The organism is Clostridium sp., from assembly GCF_051278035.1.
Taxonomy (GTDB): Bacteria; Bacillota; Clostridia; order Clostridiales; family Clostridiaceae; genus Clostridium_AD.
In genome coordinates this window covers 1-17598 of sequence record NZ_JBNMNU010000002.1, presented here as the reverse complement: position 1 = coordinate 17598, position 17598 = coordinate 1, and the positions used below count along the sequence as shown (strand labels likewise).

The 17598-nt window shown below is 32.1% G+C and carries 16 protein-coding genes; 2 read left to right on the top strand and 14 right to left on the bottom strand.

Annotated elements, in window-relative coordinates; all coding sequences use genetic code 11:
* Positions 1 to 17: 17 nt before the first annotated feature.
* Positions 18 to 1250: an FprA family A-type flavoprotein gene (locus ACJAX4_RS00615; protein WP_435787510.1), complete on the bottom strand. Its 1233-nt coding sequence runs from the start codon at positions 1248 to 1250 to the stop codon at positions 18 to 20.
* A 186-nt stretch (positions 1251 to 1436) separates the two neighbouring features.
* Here ACJAX4_RS00615 and ACJAX4_RS00610 point away from each other — a divergent pair, with 186 nt between their 5' ends.
* Together ACJAX4_RS00610 and hcp are read left to right on the top strand one after the other, a co-directional pair.
* Entirely contained in the window at positions 1437 to 2147 is a 711-nt protein-coding gene (locus ACJAX4_RS00610; RefSeq protein ID WP_435787509.1) for a Crp/Fnr family transcriptional regulator, read from the top strand.
* 136 nt (positions 2148 to 2283) lie between these two features.
* A complete protein-coding gene (gene hcp, locus ACJAX4_RS00605) occupies positions 2284 to 4002 on the top strand; it encodes a hydroxylamine reductase (protein WP_435787508.1) in 1719 nt (572 codons plus the stop codon).
* Between the two features lie 76 nt (positions 4003 to 4078).
* Here the strand turns inward: hcp and ACJAX4_RS00600 are convergent, their stop codons facing one another.
* The 13 genes from ACJAX4_RS00600 to ACJAX4_RS00540 all read right to left on the bottom strand — a co-directional run bounded on the left by ACJAX4_RS00600 (position 4079) and on the right by ACJAX4_RS00540 (position 17534).
* Positions 4079 to 5284, bottom strand: coding sequence for an MFS transporter (locus tag ACJAX4_RS00600; protein WP_435787507.1), 1206 nt, complete (start codon positions 5282 to 5284; stop codon positions 4079 to 4081).
* 123 nt (positions 5285 to 5407) lie between these two features.
* Positions 5408 to 5647 (bottom strand): hypothetical protein, encoded by a 240-nt coding sequence (locus ACJAX4_RS00595; protein ID WP_435787506.1) that lies wholly within the window; start codon positions 5645 to 5647, stop codon positions 5408 to 5410.
* Between the two features lie 39 nt (positions 5648 to 5686).
* Complete coding sequence (locus tag ACJAX4_RS00590; protein WP_435787505.1) at positions 5687 to 6553, bottom strand: MBL fold metallo-hydrolase; 867 nt, start codon at positions 6551 to 6553, stop codon at positions 5687 to 5689.
* 167 nt (positions 6554 to 6720) lie between these two features.
* Positions 6721 to 7248, bottom strand: a complete 528-nt coding sequence (locus ACJAX4_RS00585; protein ID WP_435787504.1) for a hypothetical protein — start codon at positions 7246 to 7248, stop codon at positions 6721 to 6723.
* A gap of 134 nt (positions 7249 to 7382) precedes the next feature.
* Positions 7383 to 7955, bottom strand: coding sequence for a hypothetical protein (locus ACJAX4_RS00580; protein ID WP_435787503.1), 573 nt, complete (start codon positions 7953 to 7955; stop codon positions 7383 to 7385).
* 376 nt (positions 7956 to 8331) lie between these two features.
* Positions 8332 to 8718, bottom strand: a complete 387-nt coding sequence (locus tag ACJAX4_RS00575; RefSeq protein ID WP_435787502.1) for a hypothetical protein — start codon at positions 8716 to 8718, stop codon at positions 8332 to 8334.
* Between the two features lie 263 nt (positions 8719 to 8981).
* Entirely contained in the window at positions 8982 to 9095 is a 114-nt protein-coding gene (locus ACJAX4_RS00570; protein WP_435787501.1) for a GNAT family N-acetyltransferase, read from the bottom strand.
* A gap of 172 nt (positions 9096 to 9267) precedes the next feature.
* Positions 9268 to 9846 carry a hypothetical protein gene (locus ACJAX4_RS00565; RefSeq protein ID WP_435787500.1) on the bottom strand — a complete coding sequence of 193 codons (579 nt, stop codon included), beginning with the start codon at positions 9844 to 9846 and terminating at the stop codon, positions 9268 to 9270.
* A gap of 850 nt (positions 9847 to 10696) precedes the next feature.
* Positions 10697 to 12523 (bottom strand): glutamine--fructose-6-phosphate transaminase (isomerizing), encoded by a 1827-nt coding sequence (gene glmS, locus ACJAX4_RS00560; RefSeq protein ID WP_435787499.1) that lies wholly within the window; start codon positions 12521 to 12523, stop codon positions 10697 to 10699.
* 598 nt (positions 12524 to 13121) lie between these two features.
* Positions 13122 to 13382, bottom strand: a complete 261-nt coding sequence (locus ACJAX4_RS00555) for an HPr family phosphocarrier protein (protein WP_435787498.1) — start codon at positions 13380 to 13382, stop codon at positions 13122 to 13124.
* 19 nt (positions 13383 to 13401) lie between these two features.
* Positions 13402 to 14658 (bottom strand): zinc-binding dehydrogenase, encoded by a 1257-nt coding sequence (locus ACJAX4_RS00550; RefSeq protein ID WP_435787497.1) that lies wholly within the window; start codon positions 14656 to 14658, stop codon positions 13402 to 13404.
* A gap of 38 nt (positions 14659 to 14696) precedes the next feature.
* The gene (pfkB, locus tag ACJAX4_RS00545) at positions 14697 to 15626 is read right to left on the bottom strand and encodes a 1-phosphofructokinase (RefSeq protein WP_435787496.1); all 930 of its coding nucleotides are present in this window, start codon (positions 15624 to 15626) and stop codon (positions 14697 to 14699) included.
* A 15-nt stretch (positions 15627 to 15641) separates the two neighbouring features.
* Positions 15642 to 17534 carry a PTS mannitol transporter subunit IICBA gene (locus ACJAX4_RS00540; RefSeq protein WP_435787495.1) on the bottom strand — a complete coding sequence of 631 codons (1893 nt, stop codon included), beginning with the start codon at positions 17532 to 17534 and terminating at the stop codon, positions 15642 to 15644.
* Positions 17535 to 17598: the final 64 nt, after the last annotated feature.

Sequence of the window (17598 nt, the reverse complement as noted above, 5' to 3'; positions counted from 1 at the left end):
AATTCCTCCTCTTATTTTTAAATCGTGGCAAGTAGTAAATCAGCAGTATAATTAACTGCTCTTTCAATGCTCTTTAAGTTGTCCTCGTTTGGTGAGAATCTAATTCTTAATGGAAATTCTACATTAATCATACCTGTGGACTTAATTACATCAGAAGTACTCAAGACTTTAATATTACTTTGTTTTAAATAATCTTGAACCACCTCTATAGCTTCTCCACTCCAACCATAAGAACCAAAAGCCGCACCTACTTTGTTTTCTAGGTTTAGAGCATGTATTTCTTTTAATATATCTTCCATGTTCCCAATCATATCAGCATACTTTGTGGAGCTACCAAAGAAAATAGCATCAGCCTCATTAATAGCCTTCATAACTTCTTCTTTTGCTACTTTATTTACATCTATGGTATCTGAAACTATATTTAGCTCTTCAAATTTTTCTTTAATAAATGTAGCAATTTTTTTTGTTCTACCCGTCATAGTGGAGTATAGAATCAATGTTTTTTTATTTGTCTCTGTGTTTTTGCTCATATTATCATAAATATCTATAAAACTTTGAACATTGTCCCTAAGTATATATCCATGCGATGGTGCTATCATCTTTATATCTAAATTCCTAGTTTTTTCGATCATAATTTGAACATATCTTCTATGAGGATGCATTATCAATTTATAATACCCAATATAATCATCATTTATATTCTCTTTTGCCATATCATTAAAATACTCGTAGTTGGCTACGTGAGTACTAAATATGTCACAAGGGAATAAAATTTTATCCTCTAAGCAATAAGTTATCATGGTCTCTGCTGTATGAAGATAAGGTGTTTCTATGAATTTGAGGGTTTTGCCTCCTATATCTAGCGTATCCCCATCACCTACTACTAGAAATTCTCTATTATGAAGTTTGTACATTTCCTTAAGCTGACCTACAGCCAAATTTGTGCACACGATTACGGCATTTTTAGCATACGCTGCCAAACTTCCAAGCGACCCAGAATGATCAGGCTCAGTATGGTTAATTATAATGTATCTAATTTTTTCAAGATCTATTATCTTTTTTAAATTTTCTACATACTCTCGTCCAAAACTCATATCAACAGTATCTATAACTGTTGGTTTTTCAGTCATTAATAAATAACTATTATAAGTTGTCCCTTTAGTTAATGTTAATCTATGAAAAGGAACCTCTCTATTATCAACCTTACCAACCCAATATATATTCTCACTTAGCATAATGTTTTTATTCATAATGTATTCCTCCTATATTTTACTTTGCTCTAACTGGTTCTTGCTTTCCTATGACCCTATTCTATAATAATTTTGATTTTAAAAATATGATTCAAATCACAAATCAAAAATATTTAAAATTAATGTTTATTATTATTTGACCACAATAAATTAAAAATGTATTATATTAGATGGTAGGTGATATATATGGAAAAGTGTAATTGTGAAAAGTGTAATCATAGTTTATGCGCCAAGAAAGTACCGATATTCTCATTTCTATCTGATGATGAGCTTATAAAAATTATTGATATGACAGGACATAAGGTCTATAACAAAGGCGAAATGTTATGTAGTCAAGGTGAAAAATCAGACACTCTATTCATTATTAATGAAGGTCAAGTTAAAATATCTAAATTAACAAAAGAAGGTAAGGAGCAAATAGTTCATATCTTCACTGGTGGTGATTTCTTTGGAGAATTAAGCTTGTTTAGTAGTGATGAACTATTTAATTTTGATGCTTATGCTATCTCAAACGTTAAGATATGTACATTAACTAAGCAAAATATGGATAAAATTATCATGAGTAATCCAGAAATATCATTAAACCTATTACAAGTTATTTCAAAACGTCTATCTCAGACTGAAAATCTTGCCCAAAATCTCGCTACTAATGATGCAGAAATAAGAATTGCCTTTATGCTTTTAGAGTTTGGGGAAAAGTATGGTGTCTCTACAGATGAAGGATTGCAAATCAAATTACCTATTAATAGAGAAGAGATGGCGAATTATGTTGGAGTCACACGAGAAACCATAAGCAGGAAGTTAAGTATATTTGAAGATTTGGATATCATCAGTCTTAAGGGAAACAAAGTACTTCTTATAAAACAATTAGCTAAGTTAAAGGCATATGTAGAATAATAATTTTCTATTATTTTTAGATAACAAACATATTAGTAACATACGTTACCGACAACCTCACTATAAACTAGTATACTTGCATCATAAACGAGGCACATATGGTGCTTACAAAAGAAAAAGATGGAGGGCGATTCGTATGTCTATGTTTTGTTATCAATGTCAAGAAGCAGCCAATTGTACAGGTTGTACTGTAAAGGGAGTATGTGGTAAGACTGAAGACCTTGCAAAGGCTCAGGACTTATTAATTTATATAACTAAAGGAATATCTATATATAGTGTACGTGCTAGAGAGAACGATATAATTAATAAGGAAGTAGATACATTTATAATGGACAGTTTATTTGCAACTATAACAAATGCAAATTTCGATAAAAATACATTTATTACTAGAATAAGAAAAGGCTTAAGCTTAAGAGAAGAGGTAAAGCAACAACTTCTTAAAGCTGGTATTAGATTAAGTGATAAAGGTGAAAATGCAACTTGGCTTAAGAAAATATTTAATATATTTGGATTTGGTAAAGAAGAAGAATTAAACTTACCTGATGCAGCAGTTTGGTTTTCTAATGATTTGAAAGAATTTAATGAAAAAGCAGGCAAGGTCGGCGTACTTTCAACTGAAAATGAAGATGTAAGGTCTTTAAGAGAACTTCTAATTTACGGCCTCAAAGGTATAGCTGCATATGCTAAACATGCGAATAACCTTGGATACGATGATGAAGGACTTCATGCCTTCGCTCAAAAGGGACTGGCTTCTACTTTAGACGATTCTCTTAGCGTTGATGAACTTGTGGCTTTAGTTCTTGAGTGTGGTAAATTCGGCGTTGATGCAATGGCACTACTTGATAAGGCCAACACTACTAGCTACGGAAATCCTGAAATAACAAAAGTTAATATAGGAGTTAAAAATAACCCTGGTATATTAATTAGTGGCCATGACTTAAAAGATATGGAAGAATTATTAAAACAAACTGAGGGAACGGGAATAGATATTTATACTCATAGCGAAATGCTTCCAGGTAATTATTATCCTGAATTTAAAAAATATAAGCACTTAGTAGGTAATTACGGAAATGCTTGGTGGAAACAAAACCAAGAATTCGAAAGCTTCAATGGACCAATACTTATGACTACAAACTGTATTGTAGCTCCAAAGGCTTCTTATAAAGATAGAATATACACTACTGGAGTAACAGGTTTTGAAGGTGTTAAGCATATTGCTGACGGAGCATCCGGAAAAGCAAAAGATTTTTCTGCAATAATTAAACAGGCTAAAAAATGCTCTTCACCTAAAGAAATTGAAAAAGGTGAAATAGTCGGAGGTTTTGCTCATAATCAACTAATAGCTCTTGCAGACAAGATTGTAGATGCTGTTAAATCTGGAGCAATAAAAAGATTCTTTGTAATGGCAGGGTGTGATGGTAGAATGAAGAGCCGTGATTACTACACTGAATTTGCGAAGAAATTACCAAAAGATGCAGTTATACTTACAGCTGGTTGCGCAAAATACAAATATAACAAATTAGATTTAGGTGATATTGGTGGAATTCCAAGAGTACTAGATGCTGGTCAATGTAATGATTCATACTCATTAGTAGTAATAGCACTTAAACTAAAAGAAGTATTTGGATTAGAAGATATAAATGAACTACCTATTTGTTATAATATTGCATGGTATGAGCAAAAAGCTGTTATAGTACTACTTGCATTATTACATTTAGGAGTCAAAAACATTCATTTGGGACCAACTCTTCCAGCATTTTTATCCCCTACCGTAGTAAAAGTATTAGTTGATAACTTTGGAATTGCTGGAATAACTAATGTAGATGATGATATAGATATGTTCATGGGTGCATAACACTTAGAATCTTATTCTTAATACTCAGTAGTTTAAAAATGTTAAAGCTTAAAAGCTTTAACATTTTTTATTCTACTTATATTTTTTCTGTCTTAATCTTAAGAAGATACATTCCTGCTGATCCAAATAGGGCTAAAAAGAAAGCCAATGGCCACACAGCTTTAACTCCGAAAATGTCCATATATTTACCCATAAGTGACGTGCCAAGCGCCCCACCTATTGCGAAGCTTAATCCTGTAACTGCATTAAATCTCGCTCTAAAATTTTGCGGTGCATTATTTGCTATGTATACTCCAAAATTCGTCACGATCATAATTTCGCCTATTGTCCATATAAGCGTTGATATTATGTATAATGGCATGGAATGTATAAATGTAATCATTCCAAAACCAATAGCACTCATGACTCCTGACATTGCTATTGCACTCAATGGATTCCATTTCCTTATTTTATTAGTTATAAACATAGTTAAGACAAGAACTGTTATTGCATTAAAACTTATAAGAATGCCATAATTTCTTGCGCCACTACTTCCAAAAATATGGTCTAACATTATGGGTAGTGAAAATACATTTTGCGTATATACAAAGCTTAAAAATATATTAATAATAAGAAAAACTAGAATTTTAGGACGTTTTAGCAAGACTGTAAAAACGGTACCTTCTTCACTTTTTTCTTCATTTGTAATAAATTTTGTATTGTTATAATCTGGTAATGTCTCCGGTATATTTAGTGCTACTAGAATTACAGCTATAAGTGAAGTAATTGCATCGCCTATAAATATAAGCGGTATATAATGGTTAAATAAAAATCCAGCTGCAAGTGGTCCAGCTGCTGCTCCTAAGTTTATTCCCAAATATGATACTGAAAATCCAATTTGTCTTTTTTCAGCTGGTAATACGTCTGTTATAATTGCTGACATAATTGGGCGCACCCCTCCGTTAAAAAATGAGGATATACAAACAAGTGCAATTATAATTTGAGGGTTACTAACAAAAGCGCAGAAAAATAGAAAAAATCCTGCGGTAAATTGAAAGCAAATATAAGATTTTTTCCGTCCAATATGATCTGCAATAAACCCTCCAGCAAAAGAGCCTGGAATTGATGATAATGCAGTAAGCATTACTGCAAATCCAGCACTCTCATAGTTAAGTCCCATTTTCTTAACTAAAAATAAAGTTAGAAACGGTATTACAAAACCACCAAACCGATTTGTAACTTGCGCCAAAAATATAATATATATACTCTTAGGTAATCCTTTATAGGTATCAAAAAACTTCAACTTTATCAGCCCCTTCATTTGTAAAACCCTATTAACATTCTGAGAATATGTAATTTCATTTCCTATAATACCATTATTCTACAAATATATTCAATATCCTTCAAAACATAACGAAATCGGATTTTATCCGGAATTATCTTTAAAATAAAAATTGTCCACAGTAAGACCAAAATTAATAGATCTAATGTGGACATTAAATGCAGTTGCATTAGTACCAGAAAGCAGTGCATAATTTCTCTCGCATTGTGGCCACTGATCAAGATTGCTCCATGATCTATCTGAATACACATTAAGCATGGGTACTGGATAGATATCATCTTTGAAGACAAACTCGTCGTCCTTAACATCATCAATATCGTTCATGAATGGAGATATACCTCTCTTACATTATTGCTCATAATATTATAGTTCAACTATGGTGCCCGTACTAAAATATTGCAACCGTTCTCCCAGGCTCTCTTTCAATATCTTATAAGCCGGATTACCAGTACAATGACCAGTATATATATGATTTACATTCAAATCATATAGTCGTTTCCCTAATTCTGTAACATCTTCTGGTTTTCCACGCATAGATTTTGTGCCTGTATTCCCCATTAAATGAAAACCACCGATTATAGCCAAAACTTCTTTTCCATGGAACGTTTCCATCACCTCTTCAATAATGTTATCAACACCACCGTGACAGCAACTATTTAGAATAACTATACCGTTCTCTAAATGAAACACCAAACTTTGTTCATGCTGAAAATCATCTGGAGCAAATCCTTTTTCTGTTTTTCGATACATATGTGCTTTCTTTCCCCGCGCTGCTAGCCCAATCGTTTTATGAGAAATTAACCATACACCTTCATCAATTTCATAATCCCCATCTACAAAAACAAATCGATCACTATATGTATCTAAGATACCTCGTGGAATACCAATATATTTTTTAATCAATCCTAGTTTGGCATAATACAGTTCCCTTGCTGCACTTTGGAGATATACTTTTGCTTTTATGTTTTTAGAAAAAAATTCACCATATCCACCAGAATGGTCATAATGACAATGTGATAAAACAGCAGTGTCAATATTTTTCAAATTTATGCCTAACTTGTTCGCATTATTCTGGAACTGGTTTGATGCACCAGTATCTAAAAGATACTGGTTACCTTTGTATTCGATATGGACAGAAAGTCCATGTTCCCCGCTCAAATTACCAGTAGCTTTATTTTCAATAAGTGCCGTCAGTTTCATTACATACCTCCATATGTGCAACTTGAACAATTTGTTTTTCACCATTCTTTTCAAAATATTTATAAACCTGTAATTTCCTCAATTACAAGCTATTCTGATAAATTCAATTTAAATATTCAGTACAAAAATATATTGTTAGGATTTTGTAAATTATAATATTTACCATTCTCTAACCCTTGTTACAAAAGATAAGAATATTAATTATTAAATAATATTTTGAATGTTTCTTTATTACCATTGTTAATTAATTCTACATCATTAAAAACCCCTGCATTTTTAGGTGCTATCAGAAAAAGATGCTTAATTCTTAAGCCTCTTTCATACTTTGTATCATACTTAATAGTCAATATTTTATCCTTTACATTAAATGTAATATTTGAATACCAGTAGTCTACCCCATTAATAAATACATAGTAACTACCTTCAGCCTTACTAATACAACCATACACTCCATTTTTTAGCTTTTCCTCTTTATCATCTATTACTTCTTTTAAATGTACATTTTCCAACTGTACATTATTCATTACATCAATTTGCACTGGCTTAGCAATACTCAGGTCTTTGTCATTACCCTCCGATATAGATTCATTTTTGACTTCTTCTATTTGTTGTTGTTTATTGTTATTTATGTCTAAATTAATATCTTTTTTAGAACATGCTTCTATAAATACAAGAGAAATTGCTAAAAAAGCACATGATAAATTCCTAATAATTTTTTTCTTCATTATTTCCCTCCTAACATAATTATATAAGTCACCTTAGATTAAGAATGCGTACTATATTATTGGGATGTAATGTCTATAGTCTTATTATCAATTTTAATATGATTACTGTCTATCCACTTAACAATATCATTACCTTATCCATAATAACCAGTGTAAATAAACCTATTTTTTTTAAATAAGTAATAATGTTTTTGTGCTAAATATACACGAGTATATCCCCCTACAGCACCATTGTTTATTGAATAAACTTCAATTATCTGTTTGTTATTTGGTGAATCTACTGTCTTTTCTAATGTTACAGATGTAAAAATCACTCTCATAAATAGGAGAAGAACCATTGCAATTAAAAGTAGAATATACGAGATAGTAGAAAAAACTTTAAATATCCCATGTGATTTTTTAGAGCAAAATAACGGAAATATTAAGAGTGATGGGAATACCATGAATAATGGTACATCAGTAAAAGTTATATATGCTATGTATATAACTAATAAATTGAAAAGTATAAAGAAGCCATTGTGAATTTCTAAAGAATATTGCTTACGAATAATTAGAATAGTTATAACTGATAAAACAACATATATACCATAATAAATATTTTGTACAACATTAGATATAAAATAAAAACTATTTAAAGTCAATACACTACAAATCAATAGCACTATTCCCAAAATCCAGATTTTTTCGTAAATTAGTTTTTTGAGCACATTTAGCCCTCCTTTTTACGATCTTCTAATCTTTTTAAAATAAACAACAAAACATAATATCACTAATATCGTCGAGGCAGTCGATGCAATGCCTGCCTTAACAAATCGATTTACATTGCTTTGAGAATGAAGGATATAAATCCAAGAATGCAAAACACAATAGAATATTATTAATATCGATATTTTTATTTTTTTCAAAGTAATCACGCCCTAACCATAATAATGCTAATTCATATATTGAATTAATGCATTTAAGTACTCTATCTACATCAAGTTAAAAAGTCTCTTTACTATTAAAATCTCAATAACAAATATGTTTTTTGACTTTATTTAATACTAGCCACTCTATTTATGTTAATTCTTGAAAATACCATTATCAATTTTCTCTGTCAAAAACGCTAAGATGAAATCCATTAAACAAGAATATACTAATAAAAATCAATGCCCCTAAAATGAAAAATATAGTTAGTCTATATGTTAAATTAGGAAGGAAAATTGTTAAAAAGGATATAATCAATATTAAAGGAGAACTCATTCGAACCCATTTTGTTGATGTTATTCGTATTATATCTCCTTCTTTAACTGCTATTTCATTGCTCTTCATTCCAAATTGCGTGACCTTTATGTGAGCTTTACCATCAGGAAGTTCAACATCTACACTATTATTTTCCATGATACCGTATGCCTTTTCTCCGTTTACTTCTATTTGGATTTTTGAGCTCATGCCCTGCCATCCAGTATTTCGTTTAATAGTAATTGACATATTATTATCTCCTTTGTTAGATCCATTCTGCTTCATAATTGAAATTGATTACTTGTCGGGTAGGTAGGGCGCCTTACGGCTCTTTTGGGCTTTGTTCGTCATATAAGGGATTGAGAATTAACTTAACGATAAATTGGAATTTTTGAATTTCTCATTATACTCATATCAATCAATTACTTCATTCACTATATTCATTGACTAATGAATATAATTCCATATCAAGAACAGCTCCATTTTTCACTGCATTTTTCCTCAAAGTACCTTCATACAAAAATTCTGATAATATCTGTATTTTCAAAAATATGCTTACATATTTGTTTAACGGCACTTGTCCCGATGCCTTGCCCCCAATATGACTCTTCAATATAGTAACCCATTTCAGCTGTTTTGGAATGAATATTATCTTTGCGTAAGCTACCCAGTTTATCTGAATAATTCTTACAGTACTTTATGACGGACTTAAAGAATAGGCTATGTTTGAGAAAGCTGTTGATATTATGCCAATCTTTAAATGAATCTAATAGATGTTTATTGTTTATTGTTTATTCACTATTTGTATAGTTTTGGAAATTTAGTTACACCAAACAAGCAAACTTTCCACTTACCATCTTCTTTTACTAAGTCTACAGCTCCTTTAACTATGTCTGATTGATTTATTTTACCATCTGAAGATATAAAATCAAATTTAACTTCGTAAGGATACCTTACTTTATCGTTATCTTTGTAGTCTTTGTATAAGTTTTCACCTAAAGTAATGTCAGTAACTTGTGATGTGTAGTTGTTCCTTGCACATATTTTTGTACTTATGCTTTTAAACTGATTTGCTAATACTCCCATGTAACCTTTCTCTGTCATCAAAGCTACTATTTCTTTATCAATAGACTTTATCTTTTCTAGGGATGCTTTGCTTTTTTTATCATACTCTTCTTGGGTCATTGGTTTTTCCGTGTCTATAACTACACCTACAGGCTTTTTGAAATCAATTATCTCTTGGACATCTACTGTGTAAATACTATTGATTAACTTTTTTGCTACTTTTTTATCATCGCCTTCATCAGAACTACTACACCCTACTAATGCTAATGTTACTAAAGACAAAACACAAAATATTCTTATTATTTTTTTCAAGATTATTCCCCCACCTTTTCTTTATATAATTTTAGTCAATTAGACCTCTATACTCTTTCGTATATTCCTATTATACTAAATATGCATAAGATTTCAGTTATCAACATTTATCTTAAACATAGTCAAATAATATTGCAAATCAAATGTTGTTACTTTTTCTTGAGTTATATTGATTCTGACCAGTTGCTCTTGGGTATTTTTCAAATTGACACCTTAATTTATCATCCTCATAGAAAATCAACCCTTCATCAGCGAATATCTCACCTGTTTTAAAGTTGTATTACCCAAAGCATTTACCTTATGCTGCAATTCTTTCTTCTAACGGATTCGAAGACGAGACGCTCTTCGGCCTAATATAGCTTCTATCTTATGCAGAAGGGATGTGGGTATGGGCTTCCAAAAACACTGAGTCTAAGCAGAACACGAAAAGCCCAGAACCCTTGCGCGGGTTCATTGTTATACGCCGTTCAGCGGCCCTAACTTCAGAGCTTGGCAATTAATATGCCTTAACTCTATTAAGTTCTTCATACCCTTTCAACTTCCCATTGTAGACATACTGAAAATATGCAATTTTGCTTCCTATAATACCATTATTCTACAAATATGTTTAATATCCTTCAAAACATAAGAGTTTCAATCTTTTAAATTTAATTTACTATAAGCTAAATGACCTAAACATAATTAGGGAATTCAAATGTATACACTGTGAGTTATAACAATAGTTATAACTCACACTTGTTTTAAAATATAAAAAAGCAGGAACTTCTAATCATTATCTGATTAAAGGCTCCTGCTTTTTGATTGGTTCTTTTATTTATAAATACAATACCCCTCGCCACATGGTCATCAACTATTCTACGGTTACAGATTTTGCCAAATTTCTTGGCTTATCAACGTCGCAACCTTTTTGAATTGCCATGTAATAAGACAATAATTGTAGTGGAATTACTGAAATTACTGGCACTAATATATCCATTACTTTTGGTATATAAGTTACAGAATGAACAGCTTCTTCAATTTCAGTATGACCTTCTAGTGCGAAAGCAAATACTTTTGCTCCTCTAGTAGTTATTTCTTTTATATTGCTTACCATCTTATCAAATAATGCTTCTTGAGTTGCAAGTGCTACAACTACAGTTCCTTCTTCCATAAGGGCTATAGGACCATGTTTTAGCTCTCCTGCTGCATAAGCATCTGAATGAATATATGATATTTCTTTAAGCTTTAATGATCCTTCCATTGCAACTGCATAGTCAAGTCCTCGTCCTATGAAGAACATATCCTTTTGCATATAAGTTTTTGCTGTGAATTTTTGCACAGTTTCTTTATTTGCAATTACCGCTTCTGCTTTTTCTGGAAGTTCCATCATGGCTATTTTAATTTCTTCTATTTCGTCATTACTCAATGTTTCTTTATTTTGTGCAAAGAACAATGCTATTATATACATTGCTATAAGCTGAGTTACATAAGCTTTAGTCGATGCAACTGCAATTTCTGGTCCTGCCCAAGTATATAATACGTCATCTGCTTCTCTTGAAGCTGCGCTACCTACAACATTTGTTACTGCTATAACTCTTGCGCCTTTTGACTTTGCAAGTCTTAACGCTGACATAGTATCTGCAGTTTCTCCAGATTGGCTGATAACTATCATAAGTGTGTTCTCATCCATTATCGGATCTCTATATTTAAACTCAGAAGCTATATCTAGTTCTACTGGTATTCTTGCAAGCTTTTCTATTACGTATTTACCTACAGCCCCTGCATGGTATGCAGTTCCGCAAGCTACTATATATATTTTATTTAATTTTTTAATTTGCTCTTTAGTTATATTTATGTCATCTAATGTAATAGGCTCTCCAAGAACTATTCTTGAAGTCATTGTATCTCTTATTGCCTTTGGCTGTTCATGGATTTCCTTAAGCATAAAGTGCTCATATCCACCCTTTTCAGCTGACTCTGCATCCCAAGTAACATGGAAAATTTCTTTACTTATAGCTTCGCCTTCAGCATTAATAAGCTTTATTCCCTCACTTGAAATTATAACAAATTCTTTATCTTCTAATAAATATACTTCTCTTGTATGATTTAATACTGCTGGTATATCTGAAGCTACAAAAAATTCATCTTTGCCAAGTCCTACTATTAATGGACTATCTTTTCTTACAGCAACTAATTTATCTGGTTCATGGCTTGATATTACTGCTATGGCATAACTACCTTCCATTTTAGTAACAGCCTTCCTTACTGCTTCAACTATACTTCCCTCATAGTAGTAATCTACTAAGTGTGGAATTACTTCTGTATCAGTTTCAGATGTAAATTTATATCCCTTTGACATTAACCATTCTCTTAAACGAATATAATTCTCTATAATTCCATTATGAACGACACTAATAGTTTCTTTCTCATTAGTGTGTGGATGAGAATTTTCATCTGATGGTTTACCATGAGTAGCCCATCTAGTATGTCCTATACCTATTTTACCACTAAGTGGGTTTTCTAATAATTGAGCTTCTAAATTTGCAAGTCTTCCCTTACATTTAGTTACACTTAATGTCCCGTCATCTATAACCGCGATTCCTGCTGAATCATAACCTCTATATTCTAATTTACTAAGCCCCTCTACCATAATTGGCGAAGCCTCTCTACTTCCATAATATCCTACTATTCCGCACATATTCATCTTCCTCTCAATTTAAAAATTTTGATCAATGCATCATCTTTAAATGATGCCCAGCACATAAAGGCGCTCTTTAACTAAGCATATTTGAAGTCAATGTTTTTAATAATCCATTGAAATATACTAATTAATTCAACACTTAATGGTGCTGTGACTATTTATTAAGGTTTTAACACCAGATTGATATTGTTACAAAAATCACTTTTTGCTTTTATCAACCGTTAACGGTAGTGCGCTACCGTGGGGCATCCGCCGAAGATTCGATACTCCCCATCCTCGTCAACTCAGGTTAACTAAACTTAAGTTCTGGCGCTTTTGATTTTTCTTCTTCTCTCAATTTATCATCTACAATTTTCCTATTTATTATCACCTCTTCCATATTACATACATTCGTTTGTCCAACCCATTATATTTTTATATGAGCGTAATGTCAATGGCTTTATCGATTCTTAACAAATCGTATTTATTTAATCACTATATTATATGCATTGATTAAATAAAAAGTTAATGGAAATTATTTATTAAAAATCCGAAAAATACATAAACTTATATTATATTTATTTACGTATTTTGCGGATATTTTTTTACTTATATTTTAATCTTTTAAGTTCGCTATAAAATTTGAAAGAGCATCCATAGCTGACTTTTCATCTTCTCCATCGATTCTAATGGTTAATACACTACCCTGTATTAATCCTAGTGACATAATATTTATTATACTTTTAGCATTGGCTGTTTTAGTTTCACTCACGATTTTTACATCACTTTTGAAAGTACCTATTAATTTAACAAGTTGCGATGCTGGTCTTGCATGTATTCCTGTATTATTTACTATTGTTATATTTTTTTCTATCATAATCAATACTCCTCTATTATTATTTGAAATTAGCTAATAAAAATCTTTCAGCTTCCAGACACCATAGTCCATTATTGCTGTCCACTATTTTAGCAAGTCCAGCAAATAGTGGACTTGTTTTTCCTTTTTCTTCAAAATCTTCAATTTCAGTTAATTCCATTTCAATATTTGTATAAATTAACTTTTTACCTCCAGGTATTTTAGGTAGATCTAAAGTTGCTTTTGCAACGCTGTCAAGACCTCCTATATGAGTAATCATAACAGCCGGGTTTATTATTTTTGCAGCTGACATCTGTAATGATTCAATCATATCATTAGTATTTCCTCCACTTGTTCCAACTATATGTGCAGAAGCATAGTGTACGTTGTAAAAGTTGAATTTTGCTGAGAATTTATTATCTGTAGGCCCTGCAAAGAAGTTAAGGCAACCATCCCCTCCAAGTATACTATCTCCAAGTTCAACTACTGAACTTATTGGTGTATAAACAAAAACATCATCAAACCCAGTATCTCCAGTTAAGGCTCTCAAATATTCAGTTGGATTCTCTAAATTTTTTGTATTAACAAAAATAAGTTTAACTCCGCATTTTTCCGCTTCTTCTTTTGTAAATATTGATTCAGCACGTTCCAATTTTTTATCATCAATATCAGTTATAACAAGCGTACCTGGCCTTCTGTCACAGTGAAGTGCATAATCTATTGCTCCAAATCCCATAGGGCCTGCTGCTGCAAGAATAGCCATTTTACCGCCTTCAACTATCCCCATATTATGCTCATATTTACCTACTATAGTGTGATATGAAGCGTGGTATGCTCCAATAATACATGACATCGGTTCAGATAGAGAAGCTTCATAGAATGATTCTCCCTCATAATTTAAAAGACATCCGAGCTCCATTACCTCTTGAGGTATTATAGTATAGGTTGCTGCCCCTCCAAAGTATTTGTAAGAATATCCTGGCGATGCCATACTTCCTTTATAATTTAGTGCAGGTTGTATTGCAAATTTTTTACCTACTTCAAACTTACTACTCCACTTAGATCCTACTTGCACTATTTCACCTGAAAATTCATGCCCAACAATAACTGGATTAACATCAATATCATTTGGTACTCTCTTATGTTCTTTACCTAAAATCGCTGCTTTGTATGTTGACATACAAATACTATCCGTTATATTCTTAACAAGTATTTCGTCATCGTTAATTTCTGGAAGTTCAAATTCCTCCATTTTCAATAAACTTTTATCATATAATCTTACTGCTTTAGTTTTCATAATAATTCCACCTTTCTATAATATTTAATATGCAAGTTCTATAAATTTTCACACACTACTTGTTTTTCGATATTTAATATATCGTTAAGACTTCCTGCAGCGGTACCATCTGTCATAACTCCGGCTGTTGCCGACGCAACTGACAGCGTAACTGCTCTTTCAAAGGAATAACCTTTGTCTAGAGCATATGCTAGAGCTGCAACCATTGAATCTCCTGCTCCTACTGTGCTCTTTACTTTAACCTTTATGCCGCGTGCATGTATTGTTTTTTCTCTAGTCATAAATAATGCCCCATCGGATCCTAGTGACACAGCTATCATCTTAACACCATAATCGAATATACCGGTGCAAAGCTTTATAGTTTGATCAATACCCTCAACTTTTATATCAAATAATTGTTCTAATTCATGTATATTGGGTTTGATTAAATATGGCGCTGATTTAATTCCATTTTCTAATAGTTCTCCATCTGCATCTAAAATGGTCTTAACTCCTAGCTCATTTGCCTCTTTTATCCATAGTTCGTAAATGTTTTTTTCTATTCCTTGTGGTACGCTTCCTGACAATACCAATATGTCATCTTTTTTAGCAAGATTAAATATCTTTTCTTTAATTTTTTTAATGTCATCCTCAGAAATATTATTACCAGACTCATTTATATCAGTATTTGTATTTTTAACTTTATCAACAATTTTTATATTTGTACGCGTTTCGCCAGGAACAAAAAGGAAATCATTTTCAATTTTCTCAGTAACTAAATAGTTTTTAATAAACTCTCCAGTTTTACCAGCAAGAGCGCCAAGTGCTATGCTTTCCCCATTTAGACTCTTTACCACTTTTGAAACATTAATACCTTTTCCACCAGCATCTAATTTTATAGAAGATACTCTGTTAACAGTGTTTATTGTACAATTATCTACTTCCATTGTTTTGTCCACAGCTGGATTTAACGTAACGGTTATAATCATATTACACCTCTTCTTTTATTGTTTTGTAAATGTTTTATATAAATATTCTATTTCATCAGTATTTCTTATCTTATTTAGTGTATCTTCATCTGAATCTTCAATAACATTTGCTAAATTAGACAAAATACTTAAGTGTTCATTTCCTACTCCAGCAATCCCTACTACAATATACGCTAAATCTCCGTCAAAGTATATTCCCTGAGGGTATTGGAGCACAACTATTCCAGATTTAATTATATCCTTCTTTGCAGCGCCAACTCCATGAGGAATTGCAACACCTTGCCCGATATAGGTTGTAAGATCATTTTCTCTTTCAACCATAGCTTCGATATATTCTTCGTTAACATACCCTCCATCTACCAAAAGACGTCCTGCTAATCTTATAGCTTCATATTTTTCTGTAGATTTCAAATGAACTTTAATGCATTCTCTTTTTAATACATTACTTTCTTGTGGAAAATCATTTTTATCATTAACAGATTCTACTTTTGAAGAGTCTAATAATACAAGGATCTGTTCAAATGCATTATTTTTAAGAAAATCTTTTACTTCTATATATTCAGCCACTGGTCCTGATGCTTTAGCTCTGGCAGCTAAACTCTCATGCGTAACAATAACCTGTGCATCGCTTGGTATATCATTTACGGCACAATTTATTACTTTTATGTTTATGCCTGCTTTTTTTAGTTTGTTTCTTAAAGTAGATGCTCCCATAGCACTTGATCCCATTCCAGCATCACATGCAAATACGATTTTCTTTATTTCTGTATTGCTATATGTCTTCACTTCTAGTTCAGCTTTCTTAGTTCCTTTTAATTCCTTTACTGATGTCTTCGCTTTTTCTAATTCGTCGCCTTCTGAATCCTTAGACCTTTTAATAAAGAATCCTGCTATTAAGAAGGATACTACTGCTGATACAGCTACTCCTGCAAAAATACCTAAAAGTCCACCTTTAGGTGTCATAGCCATTAAAGCAAATATACTTCCTGGTGATGCTATTGCTACAAGTCCTGAATTAAATAGTCCAAATGTGAATATTCCACTTGCTCCACCACCAATTACTGCTAGTATAAGTATTGGCTTCATTAAAACATAAGGGAAGTATATTTCATGTATTCCACCTAAAAAGTGTATAATTACTGCTGATGGAGCAGATTCTTTTGCTATTCCCTTTGCAAACGTCCAGTAGGCCAAAAGTATTCCGAGGCCCGGGCCTGGATTTGTTTCTAGAAGGAAGATTACTGATTTTCCTACTTCCTTTGCTTCTTGTATTCCTATAGGTGAGAGTATTCCATGATTTATAGCATTATTTAAAAATAATATTTTAGCTGGCTCAATGAATATAGATGTTAATGGTAATAAGCCTGCATCCACTATTGCTCCCAGTCCTGCTTTTAGTATATTTGTTAGACCAAGTACCAAAGGTCCAATTCCAAGGAATGCAAGGAGTGCCAGTAGCATACCAATTATTCCGGCTGAAAAATTGTTTATTAACATTTCAAAACCGGCTGGAATTTTCCCTTCGATGGATTTATCAAATTTCTTAATAACAAATCCACCCATGGGACCCATTATCATGGCGCCGATAAACATAGGTATGTCTGATCCTACAATTACACCCATAGCAGCTATTGCTCCTATTACTCCACCTCTACTACCACCTATAATTTTTCCTCCAGTATATGCTATTAATAGTGGTAATAGATAGGTAATCATTGGCCCTACTAATGCAGCAAGTTTTTCATTTGGTATCCATCCTGTTGGAATGAATAGCGCCGTAATTAACCCCCATGCAATAAATGCTCCAATATTAGGCATTACCATACCGCTTAGAAAACGTCCAAAGCGCTGTACTTTTTCCTTGAATTCCGTTTTCGGTTTAAGTTCTGTTGTAGTTTTAACCTCCATTATTTTTCCCCCTCCTGAAATAGTTTACTCATTTTATAATAAAATTCTCCAAATATTCTACTTA